General features: G+C 56.7%; 13 protein-coding genes and 1 pseudogene. 4 read left to right on the top strand and 10 right to left on the bottom strand.

Features of this window, described 5'->3' with window-relative positions; translation table 11 throughout:
• Positions 1 to 9 precede the first annotated feature (9 nt).
• From QA640_RS36655 to QA640_RS36685, 7 genes are read right to left on the bottom strand one after another with little or no spacing between them, the layout of a single operon-like run.
• Positions 10 to 798 carry an ABC transporter permease gene (locus tag QA640_RS36655; protein ID WP_283042999.1) on the bottom strand — a complete coding sequence of 263 codons (789 nt, stop codon included), beginning with the start codon at positions 796 to 798 and terminating at the stop codon, positions 10 to 12.
• A complete protein-coding gene (gene nodI / locus QA640_RS36660) occupies positions 798 to 1,712 on the bottom strand; it encodes a nodulation factor ABC transporter ATP-binding protein NodI (protein WP_283037634.1) in 915 nt (304 codons plus the stop codon). Before nodI ends, QA640_RS36655 begins: the two co-directional genes overlap by 1 nt.
• A complete protein-coding gene (nodU, locus tag QA640_RS36665; protein ID WP_283037635.1) occupies positions 1,700 to 3,421 on the bottom strand; it encodes a nodulation protein NodU in 1,722 nt (573 codons plus the stop codon). Before nodU ends, nodI begins: the two co-directional genes overlap by 13 nt.
• Before the next feature lie 11 nt (positions 3,422 to 3,432).
• A complete protein-coding gene (gene nodS / locus QA640_RS36670) occupies positions 3,433 to 4,062 on the bottom strand; it encodes a nodulation methyltransferase NodS (protein ID WP_283037636.1) in 630 nt (209 codons plus the stop codon).
• A 14-nt stretch (positions 4,063 to 4,076) separates the two neighbouring features.
• Entirely contained in the window at positions 4,077 to 5,423 is a 1,347-nt protein-coding gene (nodC, locus tag QA640_RS36675) for a chitooligosaccharide synthase NodC (protein WP_283037637.1), read from the bottom strand.
• Positions 5,424 to 5,437: 14 nt separating this feature from the next.
• Positions 5,438 to 6,139, bottom strand: coding sequence for a chitooligosaccharide deacetylase NodB (gene nodB / locus QA640_RS36680; RefSeq protein ID WP_283037638.1), 702 nt, complete (start codon positions 6,137 to 6,139; stop codon positions 5,438 to 5,440).
• Positions 6,094 to 6,687: a NodA family N-acyltransferase gene (locus tag QA640_RS36685; protein WP_349253658.1), complete on the bottom strand. Its 594-nt coding sequence runs from the start codon at positions 6,685 to 6,687 to the stop codon at positions 6,094 to 6,096. Before QA640_RS36685 ends, nodB begins: the two co-directional genes overlap by 46 nt.
• A gap of 974 nt (positions 6,688 to 7,661) precedes the next feature.
• On the opposite strand from QA640_RS36685, the pseudogene QA640_RS36690 reads away from it, so the two are divergent.
• A pseudogene (locus QA640_RS36690) lies at positions 7,662 to 8,573 on the top strand (LysR family transcriptional regulator); the annotation flags it as partial.
• A 409-nt stretch (positions 8,574 to 8,982) separates the two neighbouring features.
• Here the strand turns inward: QA640_RS36690 and QA640_RS36695 are convergent.
• Positions 8,983 to 10,092 carry a branched-chain amino acid ABC transporter substrate-binding protein gene (locus tag QA640_RS36695; RefSeq protein WP_283037640.1) on the bottom strand — a complete coding sequence of 370 codons (1,110 nt, stop codon included), beginning with the start codon at positions 10,090 to 10,092 and terminating at the stop codon, positions 8,983 to 8,985.
• A gap of 142 nt (positions 10,093 to 10,234) precedes the next feature.
• Positions 10,235 to 10,693 (bottom strand): MerR family transcriptional regulator, encoded by a 459-nt coding sequence (locus QA640_RS36700; RefSeq protein ID WP_283037641.1) that lies wholly within the window; start codon positions 10,691 to 10,693, stop codon positions 10,235 to 10,237.
• A gap of 1,274 nt (positions 10,694 to 11,967) precedes the next feature.
• Between QA640_RS36700 and QA640_RS36705 the strand changes: the two genes are divergently transcribed.
• Positions 11,968 to 12,867 carry a LysR family transcriptional regulator gene (locus tag QA640_RS36705; protein WP_283037642.1) on the top strand — a complete coding sequence of 300 codons (900 nt, stop codon included), beginning with the start codon at positions 11,968 to 11,970 and terminating at the stop codon, positions 12,865 to 12,867.
• Between the two features lie 415 nt (positions 12,868 to 13,282).
• On the opposite strand, the gene metC is transcribed toward QA640_RS36705, so the two are convergent.
• Positions 13,283 to 14,527, bottom strand: a complete 1,245-nt coding sequence (metC, locus tag QA640_RS36710) for a cystathionine beta-lyase (RefSeq protein WP_283037643.1) — start codon at positions 14,525 to 14,527, stop codon at positions 13,283 to 13,285.
• A gap of 976 nt (positions 14,528 to 15,503) precedes the next feature.
• On the opposite strand from metC, the gene QA640_RS36715 reads away from it, so the two are divergent.
• Positions 15,504 to 16,595, top strand: coding sequence for a histidinol-phosphate transaminase (locus tag QA640_RS36715; protein ID WP_283037644.1), 1,092 nt, complete (start codon positions 15,504 to 15,506; stop codon positions 16,593 to 16,595).
• Positions 16,596 to 16,639: 44 nt separating this feature from the next.
• A complete protein-coding gene (locus tag QA640_RS36720) occupies positions 16,640 to 17,671 on the top strand; it encodes an LLM class flavin-dependent oxidoreductase (protein ID WP_283037645.1) in 1,032 nt (343 codons plus the stop codon).
• The last annotated feature ends 142 nt before the right edge of the window (positions 17,672 to 17,813 follow it).

Here is a 17,813-nt window from a genome sequence, read left to right on the forward strand (position 1 = left end):
CGCGGCCTCTCATCGCATCAGGCGTCGGAGAAGCAGCGCAACCGACAACAAGAACGGCACCACGGCATAAATGCAGAGTGCGCCAATATGTGTGCCGACGCTGCCGACTGGCCGGCCAAGCATCGCCGGGCGAATAAGCTCGACCGAATGCTCCAGGGGCAACAAGGCGGCTACGAGCTGGAAGGCGGCGGGCAACTGTGTGATCGGGAACACCGCGCCGCAGAGAAACACCATGGGTGTAAGGACTAGCGTCTGGTAAAACACGAAGTAGTCGTAGCTGGGCGCGAGTGATACGATGACCATCGCCAAGCTTGCGAAGACGAATCCCGTGAGGGCGATTGCGGGTAGCGCATAGAGCATGGATGGCCATGCTGCATACCCCAGTCCCGCGGCAACGATTGTAATTCCAGTGCCGGCAAGCAGGGCCTTGCTGGCTGCCCACGCCACCTCACCGAGCAGGATGTCGCCGAGCGTCAGCTGTGTACACAGCATTGCCTCCCAGGTCCGTTGCGTGTGCATGCGGGCGAATGTTGCGTAAATCGTTTCGAAGCTCGCGGAAGTCATCGCGCTGGTCGCGACCATGCCTCCTACCAGAAAATCGATATAAGAAGTCCCGTTCACGCGGCCAACGATTAGGCCGAGGCCAAAGCCAAGACCAAGTAGATTCGTCATCGGATCGGCAAGATTGCCGAGAAGCGATGCTAGCGCGACCTTTCTCCAGGCCAAATAGTTGCGACGCCATACCGCGATCCAGTTGCGTGCGTTGGCGGGCATCGCCGCACCGTAAGTCATTCTCATCATATCTCGATCTCGCGTCCAGTAAGGCGCAAGAACACATCTTCGAGGTTCGCCGGACGCTCCAGAAGACGCAAACCCGCACGCCCCCGCAACTGCTTGCGCACCTGCTCCAGATCCGGCGCATAGCAAAAGATGGTCTCGCCGCTCTGTTCAATGCGCTGTGCGTAAGGCCTAATCAGTTCAATGGATTCGAGTGGATTGCCGCCATAGATCTCCATGACATCGCAGCCAATCTGCTCGTTGATGAGCGTGTGAGGCTCGCCTTCAGCGATCTTGCGGCCTTCTTCGAGTACGCACAGCCTATCGCACAACCGCTCTGCCTCTTCCATAAAGTGGGTCGTCAGCAGGATTGTCTTGCCGCGTGCAAGTAGCGAGCGCAGTCGTTCCCAGATCAGATGGCGAGCATGCGGATCGAGACCGGTCGTCGGCTCATCCATAACGAGCAGCTGTGGATCATTGATCAGCGCACGTGCCAGCACCAGCCGCCGCTTCATGCCGCCGGATAGCTCAGCAACGCGTGCATCCGCTTTGTTTTCAAGACGGGCAAATTCGAGCAGTGGTGGAATGACTGCCTCGATTTCACGCGCGCTCATGCCGAAATAACGCCCGAACACCAGCAAGTTCTCGCGTACGGTGAACTCGTTCTCAAGATTGTCAAACTGCGGGACTACGCCCACGCCTGCGCGCGCCAAGCGAGCGTATGCCGGTACTTGCTTGCCGAGCACAGTAATCTTGCCGGCGTCCGGCGGCACCATGCCGAGGACCATACGCACAATCGTGCTTTTGCCAGCGCCATTCGGTCCGAGCAATCCGAAGCACTCTCCTGCCGCAACAGTGAATGTCAACCCGTTTACAACGACCTTACCGCGATATGATTTGTTTACCGCGGCAAGGTCAATAGCTACGCTCGACATGTGTCCATCTCAGCTGCTCGCTCGGACGACGGCACCTTCGTTGCGAGCGTTTTGGTCCAGAGTAAACCCTCGCACCAGACGTGTTCGACGCGCCCCCATTCGCAGGCAGCTGCGACGTCGGGGAAGAAGCCACGTCCATGGTGGTTAGCGCTGGTATTGCAAAGCAGCGGAATGCCCGTGAGTTTTTCATATTCAATGAGCAGCTCAACAACCGTCTGCTCGGATGTTCTGCTGATCGTCTGCAGTCGGGCAGATCCGTCAAGGTGCACAACGGCCGGGATCCTGTCTCGCCATTCTGGACGCGTCTGATGATCGAAGAGCATGTACGGGTCCGGCGTTCCAGGATCGAAAATGTCCGGCGCACGGTCCTCCAGGCATATTGGCGCAACAGGGCGGAAATGTTCGCGAAATTTGATGTCGTTGAGGTAGTCCTTCGTTCCCGGCGAAGTCGCGGCGGCAAGAATGCTTCTGCCACCCAAGGCGCGTGGCCCAAGTTCGGCGCGACCAGCGAGGAATACCACGGGCTTATTACTTGCAAGGAGCGCAGCAAGCTCCCTTATGCTGCACGGTGTGGCGTCCCATTCCGCTGATGCATCACCGCTTCTGAGGGCCGGGCCGCTATAGACCGACCACTCTAGTGGCACAAAACCCTTGTCCGCCACCATCGCTGAGCAAGCGGCGCCGATTGCGGAGCCACTGTCATTCGGAAACGGCGGTACCCATACAGCATCGAACAGACCGGTTTCACGTAACGCACTGTTCCATTTGATGTTAAGACCGCATCCCCCGGCTATGCACAGATTGCGCGGCCCCGGAAAGTGCGAATGCCGCAGTAAAGCAAGTCCCATCTCTCGCACGAGCAGGCGCTCAAGGAAAACATGAAACGATGCAAGGATATCTTCGGCTCGCTTGGCGTCCAATCGGAGTGCGCTTTCCGCGAAGAAGTCGTGTGTAGCCGCCAGTGACGCCTCGGCGTTATTTATGTTTTCACGGTATTGCCGAGCGGACTCGGTGTTTGCCGCAAAGTGCTTCTCATAGAGGCTGCTAAACACGGTTATGATGTCTTCATCAGACGTACCCAGACCGATATAGGCCATCAGTTTGCCCGCGACACCCAGGTCCCAATTGGTTCGGTTAGGCTGCCGGTACGGTCCGAAGTGGTGGCCGGCGACAGCATAGGCATGGCCTATCATTGGGAATAGGCATTCCAGGAAACGGCCGCCACCAGGTGCTACATGATAGAGCCGTGGAAAGATGCAGCCGTCCCACACGAGACAGAAGGCGGGCTCTCCCGCTTTCGCAAAAGGGCTAGTGCAGTATGCGGAAGCAACATGGCCTGTGACGTGTGCATAGCTTCTGTAAGAGAAACTCTTGCCGTCAAGCGCAAGGCCGGTCCCTTCGTGGGAGAAGAGGAGTCCCTCGGGACGTTCCACATAGGGTGCACCTTTGAGAGTGAGACGCTCCGACCCACTCAGGACCTGGAATTCCGATTCGATTTCGCCATCCCAGCCATCGATGACGAACTGATCGATATCGCTGGGAGCGAGCCCATGTTCCGCCAAGGCAAGAACAACCGTGTCAAGATTATCGATGGTCTGATACCGCCGATTGTTGTCGCGTTTCTCCTGCTCGATGCAAAACACCAGACGTCCATCCTCCACAAGAGCGACGGACCCGTCATGCGTCAGCTTGATGCCACAGATGCGCATAGTGCCTCATGTTAAGATTGGTTTTGGAATGGAAGCGAAGAGCAGTTCGAATTGCGAAAACAAGCGAGCAAACAGTCTTCGTTGGCCGACTCACCTTGGCATTGCACCCGCTCGACCTCGACCAATGTTTCGCTCAACATCGTGATGATCGTCTCCGCGCCGGCAGCATGCCCCCAGCCCCGGCAAGTGGCATCACGCGCTGATCCGAAAACCAGATGACCATTCGGCGCAAGCATGCGCATCAAATTGCCGATGGCGGTACGCATCTCGGCGACATCGCGGAGGTAGTAGAGCACTTCGGCCACCACGATCAAATCGAACGGCTCGGCTCTCGAGAACTGTTCGATGTCGGAGACAACCCATGTGACGTGTGACCATTGCTTGGTCCGGAGACTTGCCCGAGCGATCGCTCGCGGCGCGACATCGACAACTGTAAGTCGGTCGCAGTGAGGCGCCAACTTTTCCGTGAACGCGCCTGCAGCGCATCCGACTTCGAGCGCATTCCTGATAAAGCCATTGGAAAGCGAAAGCCGCAGCATTTGCGCGTGACGCTCACGCTCGAACGGGTTGCCGTCCAATTGCCAGGGATCATCGGCAGCCAGCTCTCGATCCAACAATGAGTGAGTCTCATCCAACTTCATGGCCAGCCGCTCCTCTAGTCCGCACCGTCGCTCGCCGCTGCAAGCGCAGTCGTGTCACCACCAGAAGGACGGCGCGAACCATCTCGCTTGCGAGCCGGCATCGCGGGGTCTGATTGGGGTTGCTGGCTCTGCTTGAGCACGTGTTCTCCGCCAGGCCCGAGGGTCTTGGCCGGCTTGCGTGAGAGCCAATCGCTGTTGCTTAGCGTACATAAGGCATACGCTTTTACTGGAAGTAGCAGAAAGATATTGATGGGCGTGTGCAGGGAAAACGCTAAAAATCGAAGTTGGCGAGCACGAAAGGCCGCTACGGCGCATCGCACCATGGTCATTGATGCGATCATCAGAACTGTCCACCATGGCACGGTACCCGTGACTGCGACCTGCGCCATGCCCGTTACAACCGAAAACGCCAGAAGCAGCGGTCCGAGGTTCTGCCCGATAACATCAAGTGTCAGGTATGAGTCGAGACCTGGCAAAAGGCGCAACGCAAGCAACGTGTCGCGGAACGTACTCCGAGCCCAGCGAAGCTGTTGGCGCAGATAGGGACCTAGCCTATCCGGAACGAGCGTCGCGGCGTAGGCGTCGGAAACGTATTCAGTTCGAAACCCTGCCTTCAACATCAGGATCGTGAGATGACGATCCTCGCCGAAATCGCTTGGCTTTCCTCGAAAGTATTGCGCTTCGTATTGATCCAGCAGCAAGTCGAGGGCGGATCGTCGGTACATAGCGCATGGGCCGCAGCAACACATGACCGCACCGAAACGGGCTTGAGCTGCGCGCTCTTCATTGCACGCCAACCAGTACTCCATGTCGATCAAGCCAGTTAGCCAAGTGGCGCCCCGATTGCTTGCCGTCAGCTGCCCCATAGCAGCACCGATCTCCGCATCTTGCATTCTCAGCGCAAGCTTCCCGACCATATCGCCCGCGAGTATTGTGTCCGAATCGACGTTAAGCACCAGATCTCCGGACGAGGAGCGGATCGCGGCAATCTGCGCTTTCCGCTTGCCAACATTTTTCGGAAGCAGAATGAAGCTAAATCTTGGGTCACGCGCAAACTCTTGATGGACAGGCGCCACATCCTCGCGATTCGAAGAGCCGTCATCAACCACATAGACGCGCAGCTGTCCGACGTAGTCTTGGTCTGCGATGGATTGTAGACACGCCGACAGCGTGCGCGGGTCCTCGTTGAAGCATGGTACGATCACATCCACGCTCGTCGCGGCTTCAGGGCGGACCGCATGTGTCGACACCGAAGGCGTGTGTGTCGGCGAGGCATGGAACGCCTGCGCGGTCTTGTAGACCGCTGAGAGCAGCGCATAAGACGAAACGATAACAGTGCTAGTTGTGTCAATCAGATTCATGGGACTTGGTTTGTTCAGTGAAGTTGGGGAAGCGGGCAGATCGCAAATCCGCGATCCCGCAGGGCTGGAATAAGTTTGGGGAGCGCCTTCAGGGTCTGCTTGCGCCGATCGGCACGAATGCCCTGTCCCAACTCATCGGGCGGGCATCCATCGTGCAGGAGCACAATTGCACCGGGGCGGACGGTTGTTAGCACTGCATCGACGATCGCATCGACGCCGGGGCAGGACCAGTCGCGCGGGTCGACTGACCAGGGAAGAGCAGCCAGGCCGGCCTTCGCTGACATCGCCAGCACTTCTTCGGTCCAGATGCCATAAGGCGCACGCACATGTCGCACTGACGCCTGCGGGCACGCCCATCTGATAGCGCCGCTCGCCGCTAGTATCTCGTATTGCACTTCATCCGGTTTGCATTTGGATAGGTCCGGATGCGTCATCGTGTGATTTGCGACCTCGTGCCCCTCCGCGATCATCCGTCGAATCAGCCTCGGCTCATTCGCCGCATATGTGCCGACTACGCAGAACGTCGCTGGTGCGCGAAATTCCGCCAGCACATCGAGAATATCCGGCGTACAATAGGAATTAGGCCCGTCATCAAACGTCAAATAGACGCCGCAGCCGACCGTATCCTCGGCGCGCTTGCGGCGCGCATCGAAGGCTAAATTGGCGTCTTTCACAGCTCTGGCCCGTTTCGCTCGATGATTGTACCAGGCGGCCACTCGCTCATGGACCTCGCTATCGGAAACACTACGAGAAGTGCATCGTCGACGCGAGTTGGCGGCAGGTTGGCATAGATATCCGCAAGAGTGGACCGCACGCGAATGCCCGGAATAATCGTCGCCAAACCTGGGCGGCCGAGTAGCCGGTGGATATGCTCTTTGAGTTCATGTCGAACCGTACCGAACCCGAACGGAACGCCAAGCTCCTGCAGCACTGGATACATCACGCGCATAGAGTGCGAGATTCCGAGTCCTTCGAGGTCCGGCCGTACCGCGTATAATCCGAGTTCAGCGACTAACAGATCTACTTCGCCGACCTTGATGAACCGGCGCAGCGCGCCGATATGAGCCGCCACACCGCGATCATCGTAGCCGATTACACGGAGCTCGGGTCTCGCGCCGGCCCAGCTTCGATCGCCTTCAAAGGGTTTTGCGTTGAATACCCCGGTTGGCCCGTAGGCATTGCGAAAGAACTCGGAGATCTCGACGTGGTCGGCGAGCTGTAAGTCGTTTTCCCAGCACGTCCTCCACTGGAGTTGAGGGCGCATGAAAGGATCTCCTGCTTCTTGCAGCGTTCCTGAAGCACGCATCAGGCGAGCGACGAGCAGTGCGATGGCGCTCGTTCCATGGTGTCGTCAGAGGCTGTGAATGATGTTGACTTGCCGACGGCGTTTGAGGCGCGACGTGCGAGGATCAAGTCTTTTTGGATATTTACGATCTTGAACGTGCCGCAGCTAACTGTGGCCGTCCTCTCCTTCAGGCGAGTAACGGCCGGCTCTGCTACAGCTATTGCTTCATGTATTATTCCGCACTTCCGTTTTTCTTTATTACGCCTGAACGCCAATTCTTCGTGACGTCTCTGCGCAACACGGAAGCTATCGAAGGAGCGCGCATTTACCCACTCATATCCGAGTAGGCACCTGCCATTGAATCGTATGTAGGGAGTATACGATGGTTTAAACCGCGCTCCTGGCGGCGTTATTAAACGGCGTGCGGTTGCTATTAAACACGACGGTGATGTAGAGCTTTTCTCAGGAGGGAGCATTTTACGAAGGTGCCGCAACTCTGCTGTACCCGACGTTATGCTCCCCGGCTTGCGCAGCGGGAATGCTGACTGCATGCAGGGAAAGCGGGACGGGACGATGTTGGTCGTGCCATGATTTGCTTCGTGCAAACTCTGGCACCGACCTTGATGCACGCGACGAACCTCGTGCCGTTCAATGATCTTAAGACGAGCGTGAGGGCTCACTGCGTGTGCGATCGAAGACCGTTCGCACGACTGGTTAATGCTGGAATCTGTACAATGTTCTCGAATGTTACGATCGAATGACGACCGTCGAGCTAGGCTGCGCGCAACCGCGGAGGGAGCTTCGTCGCCATCTTTTGCGATCTGCCGCGTCACGCACCGCTGCTCCAAAACCTACGAAGTTCTTAAAGTCTGTCAGCTTTCCTAGCTGGCGCTGCGCGAACTGGTAAAATCGATTGTTTGGATGAGAAACATCTACATTGCGGATAGGTAACAATGCGTTTCCGAGGCCTTGATCTAAATCTCCTCGTCGCGCTCGATGCTCTCATGACCGAGCGCAATCTCACGGCGGCGGCACGCAGCATCAATTTGAGTCAACCGGCCATGAGCGCGGCAGTCGGCCGACTGCGCACTTACTTCCGAGACGAGCTCTTTACGATGAGGGGGCGAGAACTTATCCCGACCCCGCGTGCGGAAGCCCTCGCCGCTCCAACTCGGGAGGCTCTGCTCCACATCCAGGTCTCGATTACGTCGCGGGATACGTTCAAGCCGAGTGAATCCGACCGCCGTTTTAGAATCTGCCTGTCGGACTTTGCTACGATCGTGTTGTTCCGAAACGTCGTCGAGCGCGTCGCACGAGAAGCTCCCGGAATACGGTTCGAGTTGATGCCTCTCGCGGACCCGTTCGATCACCCGCTCGAACGCGCAGAAATCGACTTTCTTATCGTGCCTGAGGTATACATGTCGCATACGCACCCCAGGGCGGCCCTCTTTGACGAGACAATTGTGTGCGTCGGTTGCCGTTCGAACAAGCAGCTGTCTCGGCAGCTTACATTCGGACGGTACATGTCGATGGGGCACGTTGCGGTCAAATTTGGACGTTCGCGAGTGCCCTCCATCGACGATTGGTACATGAGAGAGCACGGCCTCAGGCGACGGGTTGAGCTCGTCGTGCCGAGCTTTAGCATGATCCCGCACATGCTAGTGGGTACCAACCGAATAGCCACGATGCCCTTGACGCTTGTGAAGTACTTCGCAAAGACAATGCCACTGCGGATCAACAAACTTCCGCTACCACTTCCCGGTTTTACCGAGGCGGTTCAGTGGCCTTCGGTCCACAATACCGATCCGGCGAGCATATGGATGCGCGAGGTTTTGTTACAGGAGGCAGCTCGCCTAGCTCCTGGGCGTGCTAGTTCCAAAACTCCTTTAAGCCATCCATCGAACGACCTTTCACCAGCTAACGACTCGGCTGCAAACGCTCAAAAAATGACAACTGCGGCTCGTAATACGCTTCGTGCTCCAAGAACTGATGTCGACGACAATGGCTAGTCAATAGCGCTTGCAGTGCCGGCGATTGTTCACGATCAGGACGTTTCCACGCAGCTCTCGCCGGACTTGATGACGTCCGCTTAGTCCGTCACTCCTCCGATTAATGCACTCGGCTGCCAACTGATCACGTTGCATCTCGTGGCCAGCGCTCGTTTCCCTCCAATCGACTCGATTTGCCACAAAAAGGCCATTTGGCGAACGATTCGTCAGATCAGCTGCGGGCGCGTCGACGTGACGGCTATTGATCAGGTCACCAATATCGAGGCTACTCGACCATCTCGACCGCGTGGTCGCGCCAGCGATTGACTACGAAGCCGGGAGAGGCATTGTCACCTTTGGCATCAAATCGAACTTGGCCGACCACGGTCTCGATCTCTTGCGACCGAAGTTCTTTCGCCACGCGCAGAGCGTTGAACGAGCCCGCGCGCTTAACCGCGTCTGCCCATGCTTGTACGGCAGCATAAGTGTAAAGCGTGTAACCCTCCGGAGACTTGTTGGATGCTTTTAATCGAGCGACGACGTCGGCCGCCTCAGGCTTTTTGGTGGCGTCGGGCATGAAGGTGAAGAGAGTGCCGTTTGCGGCACCGCTCGCTATCGCCCAAAACTCGCCGGTCATCAAGGGATCGTTAGCCATGACCGTGAAGCCGGCTTGTGCGTCCGCTGATTGCCGTACGATCAAGCCGATCTCCGTGTAGTAGCCACCGATATAGGCGATCTGAATTGCTTCTCTCTTCAATCTCGCCACTAGCGCCGTGTAATCTTTCTCGCCAGCCATATAGCTTTGCCGCATCAGAGGCTGCTTACCCGCATCATTGAGACGAGATGCAACAATGTCTGCAATGCCCTTCCCAGCCGTGCTTTTGTCATCAAGGACGGCAATCTTACTCTTCGAATAGTGCCGCAAGATATAATCGGCGGCGACTAAGACCTGCTGATCATCACGGCCGCAGATCCGAAAAACCGTCTTGAGGCCCCGCTCGGTCAGTTGAGGATTAGTTGATCCAGGCGAGATCTGGATAATTGCTGCTTCATCGTAAACATCGGAGGCGGGAATTGATGAAGAGGAGCAAAAGTGGCCAACGACCAACCTGACCTGATCCGACACCAATCGATTTGCGACCGCCACGGCTTGCTTCGGATCGCAGGCATCGTCGGCAACGATCAATCTGATCTTTGTATTGAGAAACACTCCGGAAGAATTCAAATCATCTACGGCCGCACTAGCGCCATACCGCATCTGGGCGCCAACAGAAGCGTTGCTGCCTGTCATGGGACCCGCTACTGCAATATAGATGTCGTCAGCGGACGCGACCGAGACCAATACAGATGCAAGGACCACCGCGCCGGCAACCGAACTTTTGCTAAAGAAGGCCATTTGACGTCCCTAACTGTAGTTTGCTCTTGCGATAAGGCTTGCTGTGGTTTTCGAACACCTCGGCCGCGGATGTTAGCGGACGCACAGAACGTCGCCTTGTCCGAGCGATCGTCCGCGCAATCCAATGGTTCCTCCTACCCGCCTATCGATCTGCATCATCCGGAGCGCGTGCACGCCGGCGAGTATGCCCGCACCCATCCTGCGACATCGCATCGAGGCGAGCAGGTAGTTCGTCCACACTCACGTTCGATTCGGTATTCTTTGTGATGTTGCGCAAACGATCGCGCAACTTGGTTGCGCGCGCGACCTGAAGCTCCGCTCGCTCCAATTGCTCGCTCAACAAGTTAGGAAGCGAGGATCTGCCCTCCATCGCTTTCCGGATCTCTTGCAGAGTGAAGCCAAGCTCGCGAAGCGCCAGGATGTGATAAACCCTTCTAACGCTTTCACAGTCGTAAATCCTGTGACCACCACCCGTGCGCTGCGATGCTGCGAGCAATCCCGTTTGCTCATAATGACGCAGCGCGCGCACCGTCACGCCGGTCGCCTCTGCAAGTTCACCGATGCGTCGCCAGCGACGCCTGAGTACTGTAGGTCTGGTCATGTTTCTCTTTCTCAAACCTACAACCTAACGTCACGTGAGGTTCAAGCGGTTTCAACGGCCAGGAGATTTTGTTGCCAACTTTCCGTCGACAACATCGAACCTCGAATTCTGGGGAGCGCCTTAGCGGGCTGAGTGACATGCAAGATACAAGCACCACTCTCCTGCCATGGCGTCGGACGACGTCGGTATATCCAAGCGCTCTAGGCGACTGACGCAATGGCCACCATTAGCCTTCTTAGGAGAACCAATTCGGTCTCACCAGCGGTGGTACGTCCAAGTACAAGCTTGGCAATCTCTGTTCGATTGAGGGGAGTTCTCATACTTGCAGGTAGCGCCGCCACCGTCTCATCGTAGATCTTCCCCAACACTGAAAGGTCTTCTGGATCGAAGACGCCACTTCGTACCTGCAAAACTTGCACCGTCTCTCCTGTCGAAACATCGCGCCGGCGGCGGGGCTCCTTGCAAGGACGTTTGGCAAAAAAAAGACCGACCTGCGGCGCGCCAGTCTCATGAGCATGTCGACTCGTCGCTCTATGCAGCACTTCGGCGCATTCGCGCGATGGATGCGGGCAACCGGTCGACTGTGGATTTTGACCGCGCAACCAACATCGCGAGGGTTGGAACGCCGGGGCCGAGCCCATTTCTACTCCGCTCACACCGAATCGCCCAGCTCGTGATGAACCAGCCGGAAGATGAGCAATTTTCGAGCACCGACGCGCTAAGGCATGCAAGGCATTATCGCTGCCTAAAACACAAGGCTGCATACAACGCGAACGGGCACTCCGCTTGATCCTCTTCGCCAAGCCGAAATCGTACCGCCGTTTTCGGCACGGCCTCAAAGTGTGGCGCAAGGTCCGATCGTTGCTTGTCTTTAGAAAGAGACGATCCGCAAGAGCTCAGCCAGTAAGCCCCATCCGGATTACTCGTTGCATTCAAACTGAATGCTGCTACTAGCGGAAAACCACACCGACGGTCGTCCTGGATCGGCACCAACATCGTAGCAGCTGCGGCACTTCAGCATCATGCAGGACGGTGCGCGGCTCACAGCGAGGCCGAAAACCGGAAGAGCATGATCAGTATGTAAGACCACCGGTTCAGAAGAGAACCGCCCCAAACGAGCGAAAACAAGAATGGATTTCTCGGCCAGGAGAGTTGCACTGTCCTGGCGGGGCCGATGCAAAGATTGCGTTTGGGGGCGCGAGGTCACCTCGAGAACCGCCGATGGCGCAACGAATGAATTGATCGACTAGCGTCTATTCGACTTTGGAATTCACATGGACGTTCGGAAATTGCGCGCTTTCGTGGAGGTCGTACGGCAAGGCGGGTTCTCTAAGGCTGGCAAAGTCGTGTTCGCGACGCAGTCTACGGTGAGCAAGGCGGTCAGGCAGCTGGAGGACGAGATTGGTGTGCCATTACTTGACCGGATCGGCCATCGCAGCAAACTTACCGCTGCCGGCGAGATTGTTTATCGTCGTGCGATCAGGATTCTGACAGAACGAGATGATCTAATTTCCGAACTGAACGAGCTGCGCGGCCTGAAATGCGGCATTCTCAAACTCGGTTTGCCACCGATTGGCAGCGGCACGCTGTTCGCGAAGCTATTTGCGATCTATCGTAAAAGTTATCCGGGCGTCGACATCCGGCTCGTGGAGTACGGATGCGAGCGCCTGGAGGAGATTTTGCTGTCGGGCGAGATCGAACTTGCCGCCTCGCTTCTGCCCGTATCGGAAGGCTTTGAATGGCAGGACGTCAAGCGCGAGCCCCTCACGGTTCTGCTACCGGTTGACCACAAGCTTTCACGGTGTCGATCCCTTGATATTCCGACATTGCGGGAGCTTCCGCTCATTCTCTTCGAAACCGGATTTGCATTGAACCGCGTGATTATAGAGGGTTTCCGACGGCACGGTTTTGAGCCGCGCGTCGCGGCGCGTAGTAGCCAGGTTGATTTTATCATCGAGCTTGCGGCTGCGGGCATGGGGGTCGCTTTTCTGCCACGGATGATTGCCGAGCAACGCACACATCTTTCGATCGTCCGGGTGCCGCTCGACGAAGCCGATACGGACTGGCGCATTGCGATGATCTGGCGGCGCGGCGCCTATCTGTCGCATGCCGCGAGGGCCTGGCTCGATCTGGTAGCTCGCACGCGCGTCGACAATCATTCCGGCAACGACTGAATTGCAGTCGAACAATTCATGGCCGTCAAACCCGCTGCCACGCAGATGCGTTTGGGAGGCATTCGCACTTTGTGACGCCAACTTCTCGCGCGAGACACATTGTCGCAGCTCTGCCAACGCCCTTGCTGAGTGTTGGGATAAGCGCGGCGTTGGAACGAGAGTGATCTCCGAACGGCCTCTCCGATGCGACCAACCGAAGCACCGAATGGTTTGATGTCCGGCACGAGAAACAGCTGGGTTCGCGGCTGGGCCGAGGCATATCTCACGGGTGAGATTGCCGTTGGTGCGTCAGGTTCCGACCTGGCAATCTACCTCCCAGTTGCATAACACGAATTGCACGAGACGCCGCTGACCGAGCGCCAGCGCGGCAGCCTCGAGGTGCGGCGACAATCCGGCCCAGGAACAAACATCAAGTCTAACTGACTATTTGACATTCACTGACGAGCTCGCTCCCTTCTCGGGGCACGATGCCATTAACTGCAGCTTCGCGGGCGGCGTTCAGTGCGTTATGCATGTCCGCGATTAGCTCGCTGGGACTTTCCATGCCCGCGTGTATGCGAATCAGCGGTCCAGGGAACGCAAGCGAGGCTTCGGTTCGTTTCGGTCGCTCGACAAGCAACGCGAGACTTTCGTACCCACCCCAGGACAAACCAATCCCAAAGATACGCAGGCGACGGAAGAGAACCGAAAGTTGCGGCCGTGACATCGGCTTTAGAACAACCCCAAAGAGTCCACTGGCACCCAGAAAGTCTCTCTTCCAAATGACATGGCCAGGATCGTTGGGAAGCGCCGGGTGCAACACCGTGTCGACAGCTGGATGGGTTTGCAGGCTTTGCGCCAGAACAACGCCGTTTTCCCAATGCCGCTTCATGCGCAAAGCTAGAGTACGAAGTCCCCGGAGGGCCAGATAGATATCATCTGGTCCGCCAATTTCGCCGAAATGATGCGCAGTTGATTTCAGTGCGGACCATGCCGCTTCATTCGCGGTAGCAACGCCAAGCAACGCATCGGAATGGCCAACAATATACTTCGTCGCAGCTTGAATCGAAATGTCGACACCGTGCTCGAACGGTCTGAAATACAGAGGTGTCGCCCACGTATTGTCCATAATCACAAGTGCGTCCGACCGATGTGCAATCGCCGCGAGTGCCGGCACATCTTGAACCTCGAACGTCATGGACGATGGCGATTCCAAATAGATGGCGCGCGTATTCGCGCTTATTTTCGCTGCCAATTCTGACGGCTTGGTTGGACAGAAATATCGCGCCTCAATGTGAAGCCTCGAGAGTACGTTGTCCGCGAAGGCTCTCACAGGCGCGTAGACGCCGTCGCTGATCAGAACAGCGTCGCCCGCTTTCAGACAGGCTAGCAGCGAGTGAGTACAAGCAGATTGCCCTGATGGGAAGAGAATCGAACGAAAGCCGCCCTCTAACTTGCAGACGGCGGCCTCAAGCGCGCGCGACAGGGGCGAGCCAAAACGACCGTAGCTAGGATTGTCTTTGTTGCGGTCGTCCCATTCCTCCAAGGTTTCCGAAATAATGGTTGAGCCGCGGTAGATCGGTACATTCACCATCCCCGCGTGTTCCGCCGGCGCGCGGCCGAGGTGACAAAGCAGGGTTTCAGAGTCTCGTAGGTTCTTGTCGTCGTTCAGATCCTTCATGCCAATTTCTCTTCCATCCAATCCCCTCCCGCTCGCGCCACGTCACCACGCTCGTTGATTCACTCGCATGCTTCCGGTGCATTGCAGGTGCAACAACAGTGCCAATCTCACGCAATGCTAGTGCGACGTCACGCCGGTGATGCCTCTTGAGCGTTGGCTAGAACTTTTCAATCGTCGCGACGACTAGAACGATTCAATACGACTTCGACGTTTGCCCAATTCGCTGGCGGGATGCTCCGCCCACGGCTCGTTCACGAGATTATGTATGGCGTGGCGCTTCAGCGCGCCCATTATCGGCTCTTTGTAGCAAGTGACACATTGTCCGATGTTCATCGAAATCGCTTGAACCGAACGTAAGGTGAAGTTGTAAACTACCAAAAGTGGGGAGGCATCGGGGCCTTCGACTCTCGAACGAGGATTGTGAATGTCTCAAACGCAAATGTTTGCGCCGCGACCGTCCATCACGCCTCCCGACCACTTCCGAGAAGCCACCCAGAGGCATTTGTGTGTGCCCGCTGGAGGGCAGCGACGTCGCCCCTCCGCTCGACACATGACAACGCCCCCGACGAACGTTCTTGAGCGCCGTCGTGGCCGAACAGCAGACACCATTCTGTCTGAAGTCACGAGCGACAGCTTCGAGCGAAGTGTCGCTGAAGTGCTCAAGGCCGGTAAGGATTATTCGCTGGAGTTGAACAACGCTCAAGTTGCGCATTCTTCTCTGCTTGATCATGGCAGAGTGCACATCCGACGAGTGCCCTCTTGCAATTCAGGCCTCGCTGCGCAAGTATTAGTTTATCTTTACAGATCATGCAACTGTTAGGATTGTCATATAGAAATTGGTGAAGACCCGCGCCGACCGGCTGTCGAGATATGGCCGGCCTGCTGGTGCGGAAGCTGATGCGCAAAATACAGAATGTTTCACTCAGATGGGATTATCGCCATGCTCAGAACCCATGCCTTTCGACGGAGCGACCACATGTCAGACGCAAGACTGCTAAGCGCACTTTCATCCCTTTCGCACGTGGCAAAGCAGTTAGAAGTGCCGCCGCCCGCTCCCCCTGAGCTTGACGCAAATTGCGTCAAGCTCAACATGAATGAGAACCCATTCCCGTTGCCGGCAATCGTCAGGGAAGCCGCGATTGCAGCCTTCGAGCGGCATTATCTGTACCCGGAAGATGACAATGTCGGCCTAAGAGAGGCGGCCGCCTCCGCTTACGGCCTCTCCGCCGATCAGGTGATTGCAGGCAACGGTTCGTCTGAACTCCTCGGCCTTATCTACAAAGCGTTCCTCGCTCCAGGCGATGCCGTGGCGATGATGTCGCCCGGATTTTCATTTAACCGCAAGCTCGCCATGTTGCACGAGGCCCAATTTCTGGAGATCGGGTGGGGTAAGGACCATTCCCTGCCAACACACCAGCTGCTTTTCGGCCCCGCCCGCGATGCCAAGTTCGTCGTGCTTGCCAATCCGAACAATCCGACGGGAACGTTTGTTCCGATCGCGGATATCGAAAGGCTCGTCGCACAATCGGACCGACTGATCGTGCTTGACGAAGCGTATGTCGACTTCGCGCCTGATAACGCGCTACGGCTCGTCAACCGCTATTCGAATATTCTCTTGTTGCGCACTTTCTCAAAAAGTTATGCCACCGCGGGCCTTCGTGTCGGCTTCGGCTTCGGTCACCCCGAGCTTATCGGCAGGCTTCGTACCATGCAGAATCTCTTCAATATGAATGTGATTGGTCATGCGGTCGGCATGAGCATCATTGAGCATCGAGCAGCGTTCGAGGAGAATCATCGACATATCATGCTTGAAAGGGAGCGAACGAGCGTCGCGCTATCAAAGCTTGGATTTACTGTGTTGCCTTCCCACGCCAACTTCTTGCTAGCCCGCGTGCCCGAAGGACACGATGGCGCCTGGTGGCAAGCCGCATTGCAGAGGCAGAACGTGCTTGTCGCGTTCTTCCCCGAAAACGGCCTCGAGAATTTTATACGCATTACGATCGGTACAGAAAGGCAAATGGATGTGCTTCTTTCGAACGTAAGCCGCATTTCTTCATCGTCAAACTAACCCCGAACTGATCGTTATCCAGCTTCACTACATGAGGTGATCGAGTGACAACTACCCAACATTCAAAATTAGCGTTCGGCATCTTCGATCACCTCGACGCTGACGGCCATGATGTCGCCAAGCAGTATAACGATCGCCTCCTACTCGCCGAGGCATGCGATCGGCTGGGATTCTATGCTTATCATCTGGCAGAGCACCACTGTACCCCGCATGGGAGAAGCCCCGCACCGAATCTGTTTTTGTCCAGCGTCGCACAACGCACAACACATCTTCGCATCGGCCCGATGGTCATGCTGCTTAGCCTGCATCATCCCCTGCGAGCATTTGAAGAGGCCTGTATGCTGGACCACTTGAGCGGCGGCCGACTTGAGCTTGGCATCGGGCGCGGCTCCCTTCCCGCCGAATTGAGCTATTTCGGGGTCAGTGCGGACGCGGCACCGGGCCGTTATGCAGAAGCCAGCGAAATCCTTGTTAAGGCCATGCAAGGCGGCTCGCTTTGCTACGAAGGCGATCATTTCCAGTTCGATGACGTTCCATTGACGCTAACGCCTCATCAGCGACCGCATCCCCCGACATGGATCGCAGTAAATCGACCCGAGTCGGCAGGTTGGGCCGCTGAGATTGGTGCAAACATCGCAAGCATCGGACCTTCATCGTCTGTTCGAAAGGTCACTGATGCCTACCGCTCGCGTCGAGAAATACGCTCAGACACGAATGATCAATCGTCGCCGTTTCTTGGGTTGCTGCGGATGGTCGTAGCTGGCAATTCTGAAGCGGATGCCTATTCACTCGCTGCGTCTGCTTATGACCGCTGGCTCAAAAGCTTTAAGTTCCTTTATGAGCGCAACAACATCCCCACTCCACCGAACCTACCCTTGACTTTCGATGCAGCAATCGAGAGTGAGTTGTGCGTCGCCGGCACGGCCGCTTCGATACAGCAAACGCTTCTTAGTCATCTGGAAGAGGCGGGTGCCAATTATCTTCTTTGTCAGCTCGCATTTGGGGATCTCCCCCTGGAGGCTTCATTGAATACGGCGATCATCATTCGGTCCATCGTGGGAGCTGGCCGAAGATGAAGCTGGCCATGCCAGCGCTGGCTAGGAATGGTTACCTGCTCTCTCTTGGCGCCTCCTAAATGCCAACGCTGGCGGCTACCTCAACCATTGCTCAGCTGCACTTCACACCCTGTCTTGCTCCTCCTAGCGCAGTGTCGCTCGT

It is taken from the genome of Bradyrhizobium sp. CB82 (genome assembly GCF_029714405.1).
In the GTDB taxonomy this organism is placed as follows: Bacteria; Pseudomonadota; Alphaproteobacteria; order Rhizobiales; family Xanthobacteraceae; genus Bradyrhizobium.

Bases quoted from the DNA above. Each gene is read 5' to 3' on its own strand.
- QA640_RS36655 (WP_283042999.1), bottom strand. From the start codon at position 798: ATGAGAATGACTTACGGTGCGGCGATGCCCGCCAACGCACGCAACTGG.
- nodI (WP_283037634.1), bottom strand. From the start codon at position 1,712: ATGTCGAGCGTAGCTATTGACCTTGCCGCGGTAAACAAATCATATCGC.
- nodU (WP_283037635.1), bottom strand. From the start codon at position 3,421: ATGCGCATCTGTGGCATCAAGCTGACGCATGACGGGTCCGTCGCTCTT.
- nodS (WP_283037636.1), bottom strand. From the start codon at position 4,062: ATGAAGTTGGATGAGACTCACTCATTGTTGGATCGAGAGCTGGCTGCC.
- nodC (WP_283037637.1), bottom strand. From the start codon at position 5,423: ATGAATCTGATTGACACAACTAGCACTGTTATCGTTTCGTCTTATGCG.
- QA640_RS36685 (WP_349253658.1), bottom strand. From the start codon at position 6,687: ATGCGCCCTCAACTCCAGTGGAGGACGTGCTGGGAAAACGACTTACAG.
- QA640_RS36695 (WP_283037640.1), bottom strand. From the start codon at position 10,092: ATGGCCTTCTTTAGCAAAAGTTCGGTTGCCGGCGCGGTGGTCCTTGCA.
- QA640_RS36700 (WP_283037641.1), bottom strand. From the start codon at position 10,693: ATGACCAGACCTACAGTACTCAGGCGTCGCTGGCGACGCATCGGTGAA.
- QA640_RS36705 (WP_283037642.1), top strand. From the start codon at position 11,968: ATGGACGTTCGGAAATTGCGCGCTTTCGTGGAGGTCGTACGGCAAGGC.
- metC (WP_283037643.1), bottom strand. From the start codon at position 14,527: ATGAAGGATCTGAACGACGACAAGAACCTACGAGACTCTGAAACCCTG.
- QA640_RS36715 (WP_283037644.1), top strand. From the start codon at position 15,504: ATGTCAGACGCAAGACTGCTAAGCGCACTTTCATCCCTTTCGCACGTG.